Annotated in this window: 11 protein-coding genes; 2 read left to right on the top strand and 9 right to left on the bottom strand. The window is 58.7% G+C overall.

Going from position 1 to position 15,983, the window contains the following annotated elements; translation table 11 throughout:
• Positions 1–92: 92 nt before the first annotated feature.
• Positions 93–551 (bottom strand): PilZ domain-containing protein, encoded by a 459-nt coding sequence (locus ACOYW2_RS24410; RefSeq protein WP_482418434.1) that lies wholly within the window; start codon positions 549–551, stop codon positions 93–95.
• A 347-nt stretch (positions 552–898) separates the two neighbouring features.
• A complete protein-coding gene (gene ylqF, locus ACOYW2_RS24405; RefSeq protein ID WP_482418433.1) occupies positions 899–1,762 on the bottom strand; it encodes a ribosome biogenesis GTPase YlqF in 864 nt (287 codons plus the stop codon).
• Positions 1,763–2,045: 283 nt separating this feature from the next.
• On the opposite strand from ylqF, the gene ACOYW2_RS24400 reads away from it, so the two are divergent.
• Both ACOYW2_RS24400 and fdhD read left to right on the top strand, forming a co-directional pair.
• The gene (locus ACOYW2_RS24400; protein WP_482418432.1) at positions 2,046–2,849 is read left to right on the top strand and encodes a lysophospholipid acyltransferase family protein; all 804 of its coding nucleotides are present in this window, start codon (positions 2,046–2,048) and stop codon (positions 2,847–2,849) included.
• Positions 2,850–3,125: 276 nt separating this feature from the next.
• Complete coding sequence (fdhD, locus tag ACOYW2_RS24395) at positions 3,126–3,932, top strand: formate dehydrogenase accessory sulfurtransferase FdhD (RefSeq protein WP_482768264.1); 807 nt, start codon at positions 3,126–3,128, stop codon at positions 3,930–3,932.
• A 590-nt stretch (positions 3,933–4,522) separates the two neighbouring features.
• On the opposite strand, the gene ACOYW2_RS24390 is transcribed toward fdhD, so the two are convergent.
• The 7 genes from ACOYW2_RS24390 to dsrM form a co-directional block, all read right to left on the bottom strand.
• Positions 4,523–6,298 carry a fibronectin type III domain-containing protein gene (locus ACOYW2_RS24390; RefSeq protein WP_482768263.1) on the bottom strand — a complete coding sequence of 592 codons (1,776 nt, stop codon included), beginning with the start codon at positions 6,296–6,298 and terminating at the stop codon, positions 4,523–4,525.
• Positions 6,299–6,503: 205 nt separating this feature from the next.
• Entirely contained in the window at positions 6,504–10,607 is a 4,104-nt protein-coding gene (locus ACOYW2_RS24385; protein WP_482768262.1) for an acyl-CoA dehydratase activase, read from the bottom strand.
• A 347-nt stretch (positions 10,608–10,954) separates the two neighbouring features.
• A complete protein-coding gene (dsrP, locus tag ACOYW2_RS24380) occupies positions 10,955–12,112 on the bottom strand; it encodes a sulfate reduction electron transfer complex DsrMKJOP subunit DsrP (protein ID WP_482418428.1) in 1,158 nt (385 codons plus the stop codon).
• A gap of 12 nt (positions 12,113–12,124) precedes the next feature.
• Positions 12,125–12,907 (bottom strand): sulfate reduction electron transfer complex DsrMKJOP subunit DsrO, encoded by a 783-nt coding sequence (gene dsrO, locus ACOYW2_RS24375; RefSeq protein WP_482418427.1) that lies wholly within the window; start codon positions 12,905–12,907, stop codon positions 12,125–12,127.
• A gap of 2 nt (positions 12,908–12,909) precedes the next feature.
• On the bottom strand, positions 12,910–13,293 hold the full coding sequence (gene dsrJ, locus ACOYW2_RS24370) for a sulfate reduction electron transfer complex DsrMKJOP subunit DsrJ (RefSeq protein ID WP_180137892.1): 384 nt from the start codon (positions 13,291–13,293) through the stop codon (positions 12,910–12,912).
• Positions 13,286–14,875, bottom strand: a complete 1,590-nt coding sequence (gene dsrK / locus ACOYW2_RS24365; RefSeq protein ID WP_482418828.1) for a sulfate reduction electron transfer complex DsrMKJOP subunit DsrK — start codon at positions 14,873–14,875, stop codon at positions 13,286–13,288. Before dsrK ends, dsrJ begins: the two co-directional genes overlap by 8 nt.
• Positions 14,876–14,899: 24 nt before the next feature.
• Entirely contained in the window at positions 14,900–15,898 is a 999-nt protein-coding gene (gene dsrM / locus ACOYW2_RS24360; protein WP_482418426.1) for a sulfate reduction electron transfer complex DsrMKJOP subunit DsrM, read from the bottom strand.
• Between the last annotated feature and the right edge of the window lie 85 nt (positions 15,899–15,983).

Here is a 15,983-nt window from a genome sequence, read left to right as displayed (position 1 = left end):
CTGCAGGCATCCTGGGTGCGATTTACATAAAAAAGGCCCGCCGATGAGGCGGGCCTTTTTGTGTTTTGCGCTTGGGGTCGTGAAAAAAGAAACTAGTTTTTCCGTTTTAACGGGCCAGCCCCGTCCGGGTCTGCCAAGGGGCGCTTGAGGTGGGAGAGGTTGCCGTCGATGGTGCGGTCAAAGGAGACGGCAAAACCGTTGCCTTCGCCCCGGACCACGGTGCCGGAGACGCGGATGTGTTCCCCTTCGGGAAGTTCAAAGGAGAGGATGATCTTCTCGCCGGATTCGGCCACATCCGGGGTGTCGATGAAGACCCCTTCGGTGCTGATGTTTTTGATAAATCCTGTGTATGCCCTACCCTTTACCACATAGACCGCCTCGCCGTAGTACTCGAATCGCGGGGACTTCCGTTTCTTCTCGAAGTGTTTCTTTTCGACAAGCTCCAGAAGATCCATGATTTCTGCCTGGCCCATTTTGAGGATATGGGAGATCAGGCGGGAGGTCGCTTCAGACAGGGACATCTCTCTTTTTGCTTTGGATCGCTTTTCCATAGGTCCTGAGTTATGCATCTCTATCTGTGGATAAGAAGAAATGATTTGTCCGGGCTCGGATAGACATTACCAAACCGATTATCGATGCGGGACGCCTTGTCTTCAGGCGTATGAATCAAAAAAACACTGGCAAAAAGCTCACTGGATTTGACCACCCCGTCAAGGTCCGGGGGCGGGCCTTGAATACACCTCTTATTCCTTTTTCCGCTTCAGTATATCTAAATGAGTTGTCTCCGGTTTGTCAATCGGTTATCGGCATAAGGGTCAGGATCGCATGACGATTTTTTCCGGTTATCTGCCATGCAATCCCGTGTGGATTGAAGATTTACTTGCTCGGGCAGGGCGCTTTACTCATCGTCTTCATTTTCTTCATTTTGATAATCTTCGGGCCAGTCCAGGGAAATGCGGCCCAGGTCACCGGCTTTGATCTCTTTGCAGACGATCTCAGCGGCCTTGTGCAGGTCCACCACCCCGCCCTTGCGAAGGCAGCCCCGTTTTTTGCCGATTTCAGCCAGGAGATCCAGCCCCTCTTCGGGAACGGTTTTGAGCTTGTATCGCCCCACCAGCAGCTCCCGGTAATGGGTGAGAAGGTCCACCACGGCCTGGGGGGCAACTTCCAGGTAGTCCAGGGCCGTGTCCCGCACGGCGCCGGTTGCGCCCAGCCGGATGCCGCCCCGATGGTCTGCGAGGTTGGGCCAGAGCACCCCGGGGGTGTCGGCGATGTCAAAGCCGTCCCGGCCGCCGTCGATGCGGACATGCTGCTGGTGGCGGGTTACGGCGGGCTCGTCGCCGGTCTTGGCCACCTTGCGGCCTGCCAGGGTGTTGATGAAGGTGGATTTCCCCACGTTGGGGATGCCCACCACCAGGGCCCGGACCCCGCGTTTCATGTCGGGTGGGGCCAAGGAGGCGGCAAGGTTCTTTACCTTGTCCACCTCTTTTTTCTTGAGGGCCTCGATGGCCACGGCCCGGGTGTTCGCCTCTTTTTCCATGGTCTGGATCCAGCGGGCGGTGACTGCCGGGTCGGCGAGGTCCTTTTTATTAAGGACTTTGACGCAGGGTTTGGAGCCCCTGAGCTCTTTGAGCATGGGGTTGGAACTGGATACGGGAATGCGGGCGTCGATGATTTCGATGACCACGTCCACTTTTTTCAATGCGCTGCGAATTTCATCGCTCGCTTTTTTCATATGGCCGGGGTACCACTGGACCGCCATATTGCCTCCTCACAGGTTGCGATATCGTCACCGTGGCGTCGCATCTTTTCGGAATGAACGAAAAGGGGATCGCACGGGGTCTGGTTGCGTTTGGATGAAGGGGGGAACCTTTGCTGGTCAGGACCCCTTGTGCAATAAAAAAGTTTGTTTTCTTCATAGCATGGAGAGGGTGGTCAATGAAACGAGATTCAGAGCTGACGCCTTGAAATAAAGATCACTTTGTGCCACAAATAGAACGACGGTTTCATAAAATAGACATTGATGAAAAGGGGACCGAATCCTCATGTTGAATCGACTGATTTCCACTTTGTTTCTGGCTTACATCGGCATTACCTGTGTCTTTTTCTACCTGGGTGCGGTGCTTATCTGGCTGGTGACCCGCCCCTTTGACAAACGGCTCGTGGTGCTTCACCTTTACTCCTGTTTCTGGGCCTCGGTCTATATCTGGACCATGCCTGCCTGGCGCATCTCCACCAGGGGACGCGGCAAGGTGGACTGGAAGAAGACCTACATGGTGGTCTCCAACCATCAGTCCCAGCTGGATATCCTGGCCGCCTTTACTCTGTTTTTCCCCTTTAAGTGGGTCTCCAAGGCTGAGATTTTCAAGGTGCCCTTTGTGGGGTGGAACATGGTGATGAACCGGTATGTTCGCCTGAAGCGTGGGGACAAGGAGAGCATCGCCGAAATGATGGATGTCTGCGAAAAGACCCTGAGGCAGGGAGCCTCGGTCTACTTTTTCCCGGAAGGCACACGGTCTTTTGACGGGCACCTGAGGCCTTTTAAGCCCGGGGCCTTCATCCTGGCCCACAAGCTGAAACTGCCCATCTTGCCCATCGCCATCAACGGGACCCGCAAGGCCCTGCCCAAGCACAGCATGAACTTCCACGGCAAGCATCATCTGGACATTGAGGTCCTGGACGAAATCCCCTACGCGGATTACGCCCATCTCTCCGTGGAAGAGACAGCCGAGATGGTCCGACAGCTCATCGGTTCCCATGTGGAAGAGCACGTGTGTGCAACGGAGACCACCGTGACCGGTGGAAAGGCCAGGCGAGCCGGGAACCAGGGGCTCACCGCAGGCTCCTGATCCGCATCCATACCGGGCAGCGGATGTGATGTACCATGGCTGCCCGGTTAAAGATGCCTCCGGCGGCCCTGCCGGGGGCTAAACTTTTAAAAAAGTTTAACAAACAGGTCTTAAAAAAAGATTGGTGAGTAACCCCTGATTTTTAAGGGCGAATGTGATTTTCCCTGAGGGACGAAGGGGAAAGCGCCTTCGCAACCAGCTTTCGAGGTGGCACACCTCGCCGCCGGAGGCTCGGTTTTTGTTTTTTTGGCTATTTTACTTATCAAGGAAGGCTTCATGAAGAGTCACGGTACCCAGCGGATTTGTCACATTGTGTCCGGTGAGGTGCGGGAAACCACCCAGGAGCTCCTGGCCGAAGAGCCCCTCTCCATCCGCGTGCAGGGCAACCCCTACACCGTGGTGATGCGCACCCCCGGCGATGAGATCGCCCACGTGGCGGGGTTTTGCCTCGGGGAGGGCATCGTGGATGCGGTGGAGGATTTCGGGACCCTTGCCTTTTGCGATGAAGACGTCAACGTGGTCACGGTGACCCTGACACCCCAGCGCAGCGATATCGTCCCGGAGATCCTGGACCGACGCGGCTTTATCAGCCAGACCAGCTGCGGCATCTGCGGCAAGGAGCTCATCGACGACCTGCGCCAGGCCACCTCAATGGTGGACGCCTCGCCCGTGGCCTTTGGGGTGGTCAGCAACGCCCTGGACGAGCTCGGTTCCCACCAGCCCCTTCGAGAGATCACCCGGGCTTCCCACGCCGCGGCCCTGGCAGATGCCGCAGGCACGATCCTCTCCGTTGCCGAAGACGCCGGTCGCCACAACGCCCTGGACAAGGCCGTGGGCAAGCTCTTCCTTGAAAAGACCCTGGGCCAGGCCCGTTTCCTCGTCCTCTCCTCTCGCATCAGCTACGAGATGGTCCAGAAGGCTGCCCGCGCCGGTATCGCCATCATCGCAGCCGTCTCCCGCCCCACCGCCCTTGCCGTGGAACTGGCCGAAGGCCTTGGCATCACCCTCTGCTCCCTTGCCCGGGGCGAAGGGCTTTTCGTCTATACCCACCCCCATCGAATCCAGACCCAATCCCCGGAATAACAGCACCAACGTGAATGAAAAAGCGCCTCCGGTGGCCAGGTGAGGGCACCTGGAAACCCTATGGCGAATGCATGGAGGCAGCCATGATGCTATCGTTTTCGGGGCATTCGCGTGGGGTGTGACGTGGGGCAACCGCTTATGCGGGAGAGGCCGTTTCATTCTTCTGAAAACACGATGAAAGTCACTTGGGATCCGTTTGGCTTGAACCGGAATAACTCCGGCGGCAAGGTGTGCCACCTTGAAAGCAGGTTACCGCCGGGCTTTGCCCCTCGTTCCTCGGGTCAAATCACAGCGGTATTCTGGTGAATCATTGTCTGTTTATGTAAATCAGCCGGTTAACCAACGCACCCGGACAAGATGAAATAGCTTTCAAAACCTGTTTGGCTACCTTTTTAGTAACTATTCAGCTTGCCTCCGGCGGGTCGCTTTTTTGAAAAAAAGCTCCGCAAAAAACTTTTCTAATGTGAAAAGGTGGAAATTATTTCGGCGGAGCCTGGAAAGGCTTGCTTAAGACCTGTTTGTCAAACTTTTTAAAAGTTTGGCCCCCGGCAGGGCGGCAGGGCCGCCGGAGGCACGTTTGCTTGGTTCTGTCAAAACGTATGAAAGATACCGGCGTTGAAAGTCCAGCCGCCCAGGTCGATGGTGTTGTCGCCGAATCGGTCGATGACAGAGTAGACGGTTTCGAGGATGACCCCGGCCTTGTTGTCAAAATAGGGGTCGCGGGTGAAGAGTTTGATGCCGGCGCGTCCGTGGTACCCTGCCACCCCGTAGTCCCCGTCATCCCATGCATCCACTTTATGGGTATCGCTCGTCTCCCTGTAGTACCAGTAGTCCAGCCCTCCGCCTGCAAAGAGAATGACCTCTTGTGCCACGCGACTCTCCCAGGTGAGGCTTGCCGTGAGCGGGACAAGGATCAGCTCGGTTTCGGCCTTGCTCTCCTGGCCTGAGTCCGTGCGTTTGGTGCCGGTGCGCTTGACGTAGCCTGCTTCCAGGGAGGCTGTGAGAGGGCCGTTCAGTGATCGTTGGTAGAAGAGGGTTCCGGAGATGGCGTTTTCACCGTAGATGTCTTTGTAACGGTCGTCTGTGAGGCGGTGGAAGCCTGCCTTGATGCCGATGGTGTTGGGGTCTTGGGTGTGGCCGGTGGCAGGCGGGAGCAGGAGAAGGGTGGCCAGCAGGAGGGGGTTGACCCGGGGTTTTACGGCAAGGCCCAGGACCGCAATGGCCAGGGCCAGGGGGACGACGGGGAGTGGCCGGGGGGAGGCCCTCTCTTGGGAAGTATTGACAAAGCAGCCCCCTTCAAAGGTTTCCGGATCGTCCAAAAGGGCGTGCACTTCTTCCACGAAGATGGAGACGCTTTGGGCGGACTGGGGGGCTTCGTTGATGCTGGTGTCGATGGCCGAAACGCGGAAGGTGTAGTGGGTATCTTCGGCAAGGCCGGAGATGACGGCATCATCTTCGGGTGAAAAGTCCTGCTGGTCGGTCAGGTTGGCGGGGTCTGTGCCGTAGTACACTCTGTAGACCGACAGGTCGGCCATGCCGTCGTTGTTTCCGTTAAAAAGGATGCGTACGCTCAGGTTTTCAAGCAGTTCAGGGGGTTGGTCGTCCTGGGAGAGGATGGGTGTCTCCGGGGCCAGGTTGTCTCGGATCTGCCCTGCGGCGAAGGTATCCACCACCAGCCAGGACGACGGGTCGGAGTTCCCCTGGGCGTTGGTGGCCGTGACCCGGAAGCGGTAGCGGGTGTCGGCATCGAGGCCGGAGTAGGTGGCCTTGGGGTCGTTAACGTCGATGGGAGAATCCGGTGTGAGGGAGATGCTTTGAAAGACGCCTGCGACTCGTTTTTCCACGCTGACCGTATAGGCGGTGACATTGTCGGAGTCCGCGGCTTTGTCCCAGCTGATGGTGATGCTGGCATCGGTGCGCAGGTCCAGGGCGAGGTTGGCCGGGGCGGGGGGCACCTCGGGGTCGGTATCCGTGGTGATGGATTCGATGCCGGAGAGGGCGCTGTCCCGGTCGCTTTCAAAGGCGGAAATGGCCACATAGTAGGTGGTGTCGGGCTCCAGGGTCACCCCGGAGGCGGCGCCTATGGTAAAGCTCACATCCTCGCCTGCGTCCACCGGGTCCGTGAGCCCCAGCTCGCTGTTGGTTCGCTTCAGGGGATTGGTTTCGTCCGTGACTTCGGTTTCGGTTTCGCCCCAGAAGATGGTGTACCCGTCGGCATCGGCCACGGTTTTCCAGGAGACGGTGATGGTGTTGTTGGTGGCGGACAGGGTCGGGTCATCCGGGACATCGGGCAGGGCAAGGGCAACGGCCGCCAGACACAGGAGGACGACGAAAAAAACCGGGGACACCAGGCGGTGCGGTTTCATGGAGTGCTCCAAAGGGGATTGACCAACGTGATTGTAAGATGGGTGTTTTTATAAGGAATGAATTAATGGTTGATTTTACGGTTTTTTCCGTACGGTGTCCAGTTTTTCAGGAGGCGGCACTGGGCCGCCTTTTTAAAACCTGTTTGGCAACCTTTTTAGAAGGTTGGCCTCCGGCAGGGCCGCCGGAGGCTCTTTTCCTTTCTTCTTACCCCGCCTTGCGGGTGAGGTAGAACATGTGGGGATCGATCATGCGGTTGGGTTTGTTGGTGCCGTCGTAGAAGAGATCGATGACGGGCACGCCGTAGCGCTCCTGGATCTTGCGGAAGATGGAGGCGCTGATGACCCCGGGGCAGCAGAAGACCGGGTTGACGTGGATCACCGCCGAGACAAGGTCGTGCTTCACGTAGTAGAGCATTCTGCCCAGGGAGACGGCGGTCTCACCGGCGATGAAGCTGGTGAGGCCGAACTCTTCCATGAGGGCCTGGCATTCGTCCAAGGGGGGCTCGGTGACCCCTTCGAGGAGGCCTTCGAAGATGGCTTCGAACTTTTCCTCGTAGCCGGTCATGGTGGCCAGGAGTTTCTCCCCGGTATCGTTTTGGCGGGTATCCGCGAAGATGGAGTGGACCACCAGCTCGTTGTAGGAGGGGAGGATGATTTCACCGCCCAGGGCTTCGGCGTGGTCGCAGATGGCTTCGTTCAAGACCTCGTTGTACTTGGCGTACATGTCCCCGAGGATGCCGATGCGGGGTTTGCGTTCAGGTGTCAGGGGCAGGGTGTCGAAGAGCTCCCGAACTTTTTCCGCAGCGGTCATAAGGGATTTTCGGTTGGCGATATGCCAGGCGATGATGGCCTCTGCTTCGTTTACGGCCTTCATGGTGGCCCCTTCCTCGGTTTCGTAGGGGAGGAAGCGGAACCTCAGCTTGGAGAGGATGGAGCTTAAGATGGTCACCGAGAGGAGCTGGGCGTTGTGGCGGGCGGAGATGCCCGGTACGGCGGCCTGTCCGTTGGTGTTCATCACCTTGATGCCTGCAAAGCCTGCCTTGGCGCCAGCAGCCTTGATGAGGTTGGCGTACTGGTTGAAGTTGCAGGAGAGGCAGATGTTGGGCAGGTAGACAATGGCGTTGTCCGGGTTCAGGTCCCCCTGCGAGAGCCTGGAGACCACAGAGCCCACGATGGCCACGTTGGGCAGGCACTCCCCGCCGCTGGCAAAGCGGTACCCCAAGTTCAGGGTGGTGTTGTCCATGGGGAGGACCTCGGCCTTGTAGCCTGCGGCCTTGAAGACCTCGGCCTGGAGGCGGTTGATGCGGGCGTCCACCATGGGGATGAGGACGGTGTCCCCTTCTGCCGGGGTGTCCGGGGCAAAGGTGGTCCTGGGGATGACGATCTCGTTGCTTTCGGCTTTCCTGCGGTCGTAGTCGGCCACAAAGGTGTCAATGGCCGCTTCGATGCGGGTGAGGTAGCCCACGTCGCTTGCGTGCTCGTCCAGCTGGAGGATGAGGTAGGGCTTGCCCATCTTCTCCATGGCGTCCTTGATGTGGTTCATCAGGTAGGCGTCTGGGCTGCATCGGAAGCAGGTGAGGAAGACCGGGTAGAGGTCGGGGTGTTTCCGCACCGCGTCCAGGGCCAGGAGGATCTGCTGGCCGAAGTACCAGTGCATGTTGGCCAGGTGATCGGGCAGGTCATCGGGTGTGGGCGTCAGGTCCAGCATGGACTGGGAGACGAGTTCAAAGCCCATGGACTCCATGCGGGCGGGGATACCCAGGTTGACCCGCTTGTCGAAGAGGGCGTAGGGGCGGCCCAGCAGGAGGATTTTTGGTTTGTCGACCTGGGCGGCCAGGCGTTTGGTCCCTTCGGCTGTCCAGGCTGTCTTTTGTGCGGTGAAGGCCTTTTTGGCGTCGATGAAGGCGTGGACCACGGCCTCTTCCGAAAGCCCCAGCATCGGCGCAAGCTCGGCGGCGAGGCGCTCTCCCACGATCTCGTCGGCCACGTTGTTCATGCGGACGGTGGGGTGGAGCAGGCGGCCGCCAAAGTCCATGCCGGGCAGGTTGTTGATGATGGTGGCCGCATAGGAGGAGTAGTAGCAGAAGTAGCTGTCCGTGCTCTTCTCCGCAAAGGGCTGCTCCATGGGAAGGGTCTCAAGGAGGTTCTGCTCGCTGATGAGGGTGGGCAGAAAGATATAGTCCACATCCGGGCGATCCAGGGCGGCCACCATGCCGTGGGTGAGGGCCATGGGGGTGCAGAAGTCGGCGTTGATGAGCTTCATGCCCTGGGCCAGTTTTTTGGCCGTGCTCTTTTCCACCACCACCTTGAAGCCCAGGCGCTGGAAGAGGTCCTTGAACAGGGGAGCGTACTCCACCATGAAGAGGGTCTCGGGGATGCCCACGGTTTTTTGGCCTTCGGCCGCTGTGTCCTCGGTTTTGAAGGTGGCCTTGAACTGTTTTTCAAGGCGGGAGACGGTCTCTTTTCCCCCCACTTTTTTCTCTTCGTAGTCCCTGCCGCACTTCAGGCCCCAGGCGTTTTTCTTGCCTCCCACGGTGTAGACCCGCAGCTCGCAGCGGTTGGTGCAGAGCTCGCAGATCTCGGTCTCCACGGTGCAGGAGAAATCGATGCCCGTGAAGGTGGAGGTCGCAAGGCCTGCATCTTTCAGGGCCACGGCGCAGCCCAGGGCGCCGGTGAGGTGGCAGAACTTGGAGACGCGGACTTCCTGGCCCAGCTCCCGCTCAAAGCAGGCCACCAGGGCTTTGTTGCGGGCTGTGGCCCCCTGGAAGTAGACCCGGCTGCCGGGGGTGCTTTTGCCCACCACCTTGGAGAGGTAGTTGTCCCGGACGCTGTGGAGCACCGCGGACATGATCTCTTCCCGTTTCCATCCTTCGGCCAGGAAGGTGTTCAGATCCCGCTCCATGTAGACGGTGCAGCGGTCTGAGGTAAAGGGTGCCTTGGCCCCTTCCACGATGTCGGAGATTTCGGGCAGGGTCATGTGGAGGCGTTTGGCCTGCTCTTCGATGAAGGAGCCGGTGCCTGCGGCGCAGACGTAATTCATGACGGCGTGGGTTACCACCCCGTCGTTTAAGAGGGTGAACTTGGAGTCCTGGCCGCCGATTTCGATGATGGTGTCCACGGCAGGGTCCAGGAAGGTGGCGCCCTTGGCGTGGGCTGTGATTTCGTTGATGGCAAGGTCGGCGCCCACGACCTCCTTGATGAGCTCCCGGCCCGAGCCGGTGGTGGCCACCCCGCAGATGACGAGGTCCACCTCTTTGAAGAGCTCTTTGACCTGGCCGAAGAGGCGGGTGACGGCATCCACGGGGTCGCCCTGGGTGCGGCCGTAGAGGCCTGCCAGGATGGCGCCCTCTTTGTCCGTGAGGACCGCCTTGGTGCTGGTGGAGCCCACGTCGATGCCCATGTAGGCTTCAGAGTTGTTGGGGAGGGTGAAGTCGATGCCGTCGGCCTCGTAAGCGGAGAGCCCGTCAAACACCGGGTAGTGAGGCATGTTCGTGTCCAGGCTGGGGCGCACGGAGCGCTCCCGGCCCATGCGGGCGATGAGGTTCGTGCTTGCCTCCCAGGGCTGGTCGGCCAGGGAGGCAGCCCCGATGGCGTTGAGGGCCTGGGCGTTTTCAGGGACCGTGACGGCAAGGCCAAGGGCCGCCTCCACCTCCCGGACAATCTTGGCGTTGGCCGCCATGCCGCCGATAAAGAGCAGGTCTCCGGTGAGCTCGCGGCCCCTCACGGTGTTGGCCAGGACGCTTCGGGCCACCCCTTCGCACAGGCCGGTGGCGATGGCCTCTTTGGCGTAGCCCTGGGCCTGGGCGTGGATGATGTCGCTCTTGGCAAAGACCGCGCAGCGGGTGGCAATGGACGGGGCCTTGCCGGTGAAGGCAGCGGCCTTTTCGGCAAGGGCTTCGGTGGAGAAGCCGAGGCGCTCGGCCTGCTGGTCGATGAAGGAGCCGGTGCCCGAGGCGCAGTCGGAGTTCACCACATGCTCCATGTAGTTGCCCTGGTCGTCCAGGCGGATGAGGTAGAAGCTTTCGCACCCGATGGAGAGGATGTTCCGGCAGGTGGTCTTGAGAAAGGACGCCGCCTCCACAGAGGCAATGACCGGGTCAAAGACGCGGGCCTCGGAAAGGGTGATGTTGCCGGTGACCCCGAACCGGGTGATGGTGCCGCCCGCTTCGGCTTCCATGGCCTGCCTGGTCCGGGCAAGGGCCTCTTCCAGGTTGCCGTTGTGGAGGGTGCTGCCGCTGGCAACGACGCGATGGGCGTCGAGGACGGCGTAGTGGATATATTTGGATCCGAAGTCAAGTCCTGCTTTCATGGGTGGGCACCTCTTGTCTTTCTCTCTCTCGTAAAGGTCGTGCCCCCCCGGAGGTGGGGGATCAGATGGGGCTGAGGGTGGCGGTCCGGGGGGAAGGGGTTCGAGTCTAGAATATGTGTTCTACGTTAACGCATGCGCTTTTTTAAACATTTTCTTTGGGGTGAGTCAAGATCAAAGGGTTGAACGACACCGGTGGGTCGAATCGAATTTAGGGTGGGGGATCTTTGTTTTTATAGGGGTGAAACACGAAAACGGAGGCCCAGGCTGCCCCTGAGATCAGGAGAGCGGGTTTTCTTAACAATCCAGTTGGCATTCCGGATTAGTACAACCTGTCGGATGCAACGGCCTTAGGCGTTGACCTCTTCTTTGATCTTGGTGGCGATCTTGTAGAGGATGGTCACGACCAGAAGGCCCACTGCGTAGACACCTACGGTGATGAGGATCTCCAGGGGAGTGGGGACGTACTCATGGTAGGTGTGCATGGGGTTGGGCACAAAGCCGCCGGCGATCATGCCCATGCCTTTGTCGATCCAGGTCCCTAAGAACACCATGATGCAGAGGAAGGGCATGTACTTCTCGTTGTTCCGGATCTTGGGAATCACAAGAAGGATAATGGCCGCAAACATCAGGAACATGGAGGACCACATCCAGGGCACAAGGGCTGCCTTGTCGCCGTGGCCGAAGAAGAGATACTTCATATGGTCCATGTGCTCGGGGATCTTGCTGTAGAAGACGGTGAAGACTTCGCACAGGAAGAAGAACACGTTGGCGATAAGCGCGTAGGTGATGATCTTCATGAGGGTCTGCATCGCTTTTGTGCCGGGATCGAAGTTGGTCACTTTGCGAACGATGAAGCAAAGGAGGATCAACACCGAGGGACCGGCGGCAAAGGCCGAGGCCAGGAACCTGGGAGCCAGGATCGCCGTGAGCCAGTAACCGCGACCGGGAAGGCCGCTGTAGAGGTAGGCTGTCACGGAGTGAATCCCGAAGGCCCAGGGGATGGAGACGTAGATGAGGAACTTCACCCACTTGGGTGCGGGAACCGCATTGCGCTCAGCTTCCAGGAGCTTCCAGCCGATGATGATGTTCAGGAAGAGATAGCCGTTGAGAACAATGGCATCCCACATGAGCATCGAGTGGGGCGTGGCGTTTAAGATCACGTTCATGGCACGCGTGGGCTGACCAAGGTCCACCACGATGAAGAGCATGCACATGACCACGGCGGCCACGGCCAGGAATTCACCGAGGATGGTGATGCGGCCGAAGGCCTTGTAGTCGTGCAGGTAGTAGGGCAGGACCAGCATCACGCCCCCGGCGGCAACACCGACGAGGAAGGTGAACTGGGCAATGTAAAAGCCCCAGGAGACGTCCCGGCTCATGCCGGTGACACCGAGACCGAAGTGCCACTGCTCCATGTATCCCATGAAGGCCACCGCAATGACGGCCGTCAGACCGGCAAGCCACAGCCAGTAATTTCTGCTTCCGCTTAATGCTTTTTCAAGCATGATGACCTCCCGTTAAACGATGTAGAAGACCGAAGGCCCGGTACCGAGACTGGCCTTTCGCCGAATGGTGTAGTTCTCTTTGAGGACCTTGCGAACTTCCGAGTTTTCATCGGAGAGGTCGCCGAAGACGATGGCGCCTTCAGAAGCCTCCACGCAGTAGGGATTCTTACCAACGGCCAGTCTTTCCGCGCAGAAGTTGCACTTCTCCACGACACCCTTGGTACGGGTGGGGAACTCGGGGTTGGTGGGCTTCCCGTCTTCCAGGCCGTTTCTGGGGTCCTGGAAGTTGAAGCTGCGGGAGCCGTAGGGGCAGGCAGCCATGCAGAAGCGGCAGCCGATGCAGCGGTGGAAGTCCATGAGAACGATGCCGTCTTCCCGCTTGAAGGTCGCCTTGGTGGGGCAGGCCTGGACGCAGGGAGGGTTCTCGCACTGGTTGCAGAGGACCAGGATGGGGGCGTGGTGAGCCTTCTCAGACTGGAACTCGTTGGGCTGCTGGGTAAAGGCGTGCTCGTAGTGCTCTTCCCAGATCCACTTGATCTCGTGGTTTTTGTTGTTAAGCTCGGGAACGTTGTGGTTCAGGTGGCATGCCTTCCCGATCTTTTCGTTCAGCTCGTGGGTGAGCTTGCGGGTGTCGATGACCATGCCCCATCGATCCGCTTCGGTGACCTTCTGGTCTTTGATGGCTTTGCCTGAAGGGATGAAGTACTCGCCGATGGCATGCGCATTGGACGCGGCTGTCAGGCCCAGTGCGGATACGCCGGCGATCTTCAGGAAGCTTCGTCTGCTCTCTTTCATCACTACTTCTCCTTCGGATTCACGTGGCAATCCCAGCAGTAGGGGTTAACAGAGGCGTACTCATGGCACTTGTCGCAGAAGTCCGCCTTGTTGGTGTGGCACTCAAGGCAGGTGTTGGACAGGCTCATGTTGTACTTCTTGCCGTCATCCGCCACATAAATGCGGTGACCGTCGCGAACCACCGAGTTTCTCCAGCCGTCCAGAAGCTGCATGTGCTCCTTGGCCATCTGGTCCTTGGGGAGGATACATGCTCCGGCGGCTTTGGCTTCCGGAGCGATGACCAGCTCCGGCGCAGGCTTGGCCGATCCCGTGTTGTACCAGAACGGGAAGGAGACCAGGACGGCGAAGATGGCCACTCCGGCTAATATTTTACCTTTATCATTCATCAGAATCACCCTCCGCTCCAGGTAAATCCTCAAACCTCAGGTTTGTGGTTCGTTCAATTTCACCGTCCATGACCAGGGCGTTGGCTACCAGCTCGTGGAGGCCGGTGACTTCCACGCCGGGTACCCAGTAGTCCATGAGGGGAGGCAGGGCCGCCCTGTCGATGGCGCACATGCAGGCCAGGGTGTTGACGTCGTACTTGTCGTGGACGTATTTGACCGCGTTGGCACGGGGCAGGCCGCCTCGGAGGCGCTGTTCCATGATCTCTTCGGTGTTGAGGCCCGCACCGGAGCCGCAGCAGAAGGTCTGCTCGCGGATGGTGTTGACAGGCATTTCGTGGAAGTTGTTGCAGACGCTCTTCAGCACGTAGCGGGGCTCGTCGAGCATGCCCATGGCACGGGCCGGGTTACAGGAGTCGTGCCAGGTGACCTTCAGGTGGTCGTTGCGGCTCGGGTCGAGCTTGAGCTTGTTGTGCTTGATGAGGTCGGCGGTGAACTCAGCGATGTGGATCATCTTGGTGGACGCGGCGTTCTCGAAGACGGTGCCGGTGATGGGGTTCACCGGGGTCTCCAGGAAGTTGGCCGGGCCGTTCATGGTGCCCATGTACTGGTTGATGACGCGCCACATGTGGCCGCACTCGCCGCCCAGGATGTACTTGACGCCGAGGCGCTCGGCTTCGTGGTACATTTTGGCGTTGAGTTTTTTCATCTGGTCGGCGGAGGTGAAGAGGCCGAAGTTGCCGCCCTCAGACGCGTAGGTGGAGAGGGTGTAGTCCAGGCCGATGTGCTCGAAGAGCATCAGGTACCCCATGAAGGTGTAGGTACCGGGGTCGGCGAAGGCGTCACCAGACGGGGTCACAAAGAGGATCTCGGCACCCTTGCGGTTGAAGCTGGGGTTGATCTTGACGCCGGTGATCTCTTCGATGTCTTCGCAGAAGAACTCAATGATCTCTTTGAAGTTCTGGGGCTGGATGCCGAGGTGGTTACCTGTCTTGGAGCAGTTGGCCACGGGATCCTTGATCCAGTTGATGTTCACGCCGAGGAGGTTCAAGAGCTCGCGGCCCATCATGGTGATCTCGGCGGTGTCGATGCCGTAGGGGCAGAAGACGGAGCACCTTCGACATTCGGTACACTGATAAAGATAGGAGAACCACTCTTTGATGACCTGGGGGGTCATCTTCCGGGCACCGCCGAACTTACCGAGGAGCTTGCCCACGGTGGTAAAGTCGTTTCGGTAGATGCTTCGGAGCAGCTCGGCCCTTAAGAAAGGCATGTTCTTGGGGTCACCCGAGCCAATGTAGAAGTGGCACTTGTCGGCGCAGGCACCGCAGCGGACACAGATGTCCATGAAGACCTTGAGGGAGCGGTATTTGTCCAGGCGCTCCTTGAAGCCTTCGTGAATGATCTGCTGCCAGTTTTCGGGAAGCTGCCAGTCCTCGTCGGCGGGGGACCAGTCGCGACCGTTGGGGAGCCCAAGATAGTCCAAGGTCTTGGCCTTGGCGGGATAGCAGAACTTGCCTTCGGACAGGTCCGGCGGCGTGTCCATCCACGACTTCTTGGGAACAGCGTTGTCTATTTTGATCATCTCTTCCGGTTTGATATCCACGATTTATGACTCCTTTTCCACTGGGAGACCCGCCTCGATCATCTTCTCTCTGAACTCGTTTTCGTATTTCTCGTAGGTTACGAAGGGAAGATCGGGGTTCCAGGGGTTGATGTGTCTCTTGGCTCGGCTGTTGTTGGCCATGTTTCGGGTGGGAGAAAGGAAAATACCACCGGCATGCATCAGCTTGCTGAAGGGGAAGTATACGAAGAGTACGCATACGCAGAACAGATGCACGTAAACGAAGGGGTCAATGTTGGCCGGAATCGTGGGGTGCAGTGTCGCCAGGCCCATGGTGAGCTCTTTGACGGCCACTACGTCCACCCTCAGGAAGTATCGCATGTAGATGCCGGTACCTGCGATGGCAATGATCAGGAAGAGGGGGAAGTAATCGGCTGCCAGGGAGGCGTACCGGAGGTTGGGTTTGGTCACGCGCCGCAGGAAGAGAAAGCAGGCCGCGGCAAGCAGGACCACCCCGGAGAGCAGTACGATGGGAAGGCCGATCTGGAAGAAACCGTCGATGAATTCCAGGGCTTCGATGCAGAACGGCACAGGCTCCAGGAAGAAGCGCATGTGACGGACGAGCACCGCCAGGAAGCTGTAATGGAATGCCAGGGCAAACAGCCAGAGCCAGATTTCCAATTCATAAGAGATCCGGTCACCCTTGATTTCGGCCTTGGTGTTGCGGAACAGAGACCTGAAGGTCAGGATCTCAAAGGCCATGCGGCCCACCACACCGAGTCCGGTGTAAGGGTTCTCAAGCTTGTCATGCTTGATCCAGGGCAATGATTTTTGCTGACCGCAGGTGGTCGGGATGCGGAAGGGAACCGGTGACTTGGCCCACTTCATGATACGCCAGATAAAACCGCCCAGGAACACGACAAAGGCGATGTAGGGTATCAGGATCCCAAACACTCCCTGCAGCGCAGGCGCACTGCCGCCCAGAAAGGCGAGTGCACCCAGCACAACGACCGCTACCAGGGACAACACAATATTAACGTTCATACCTTTTCCTCACCCTTTGGTGCTTGATCAAACGAACGCACCCGGATTGAAAGTTTGTAAAAGACGGACACAACCTCACATGTCG

The sequence above is a fragment of the Desulfoluna sp. CLI2B genome, from assembly GCF_056847375.1.
Note: the sequence above shows the minus strand (reverse complement) of the source record. Positions and strands in the feature narration are given on the sequence as shown.

Coding starts and splice junctions, on each gene's coding strand:
- ACOYW2_RS24410 (WP_482418434.1), bottom strand. CDS start 551: ATGGAAAAGCGATCCAAAGCAAAAAGAGAGATGTCCCTGTCTGAAGCG.
- ylqF (WP_482418433.1), bottom strand. CDS start 1,762: ATGGCGGTCCAGTGGTACCCCGGCCATATGAAAAAAGCGAGCGATGAA.
- ACOYW2_RS24400 (WP_482418432.1), top strand. CDS start 2,046: ATGTTGAATCGACTGATTTCCACTTTGTTTCTGGCTTACATCGGCATT.
- fdhD (WP_482768264.1), top strand. CDS start 3,126: ATGAAGAGTCACGGTACCCAGCGGATTTGTCACATTGTGTCCGGTGAG.
- ACOYW2_RS24390 (WP_482768263.1), bottom strand. CDS start 6,298: ATGAAACCGCACCGCCTGGTGTCCCCGGTTTTTTTCGTCGTCCTCCTG.
- ACOYW2_RS24385 (WP_482768262.1), bottom strand. CDS start 10,607: ATGAAAGCAGGACTTGACTTCGGATCCAAATATATCCACTACGCCGTC.
- dsrP (WP_482418428.1), bottom strand. CDS start 12,112: ATGCTTGAAAAAGCATTAAGCGGAAGCAGAAATTACTGGCTGTGGCTT.
- dsrO (WP_482418427.1), bottom strand. CDS start 12,907: ATGAAAGAGAGCAGACGAAGCTTCCTGAAGATCGCCGGCGTATCCGCA.
- dsrJ (WP_180137892.1), bottom strand. CDS start 13,293: ATGAATGATAAAGGTAAAATATTAGCCGGAGTGGCCATCTTCGCCGTC.
- dsrK (WP_482418828.1), bottom strand. CDS start 14,875: ATGATCAAAATAGACAACGCTGTTCCCAAGAAGTCGTGGATGGACACG.
- dsrM (WP_482418426.1), bottom strand. CDS start 15,898: ATGAACGTTAATATTGTGTTGTCCCTGGTAGCGGTCGTTGTGCTGGGT.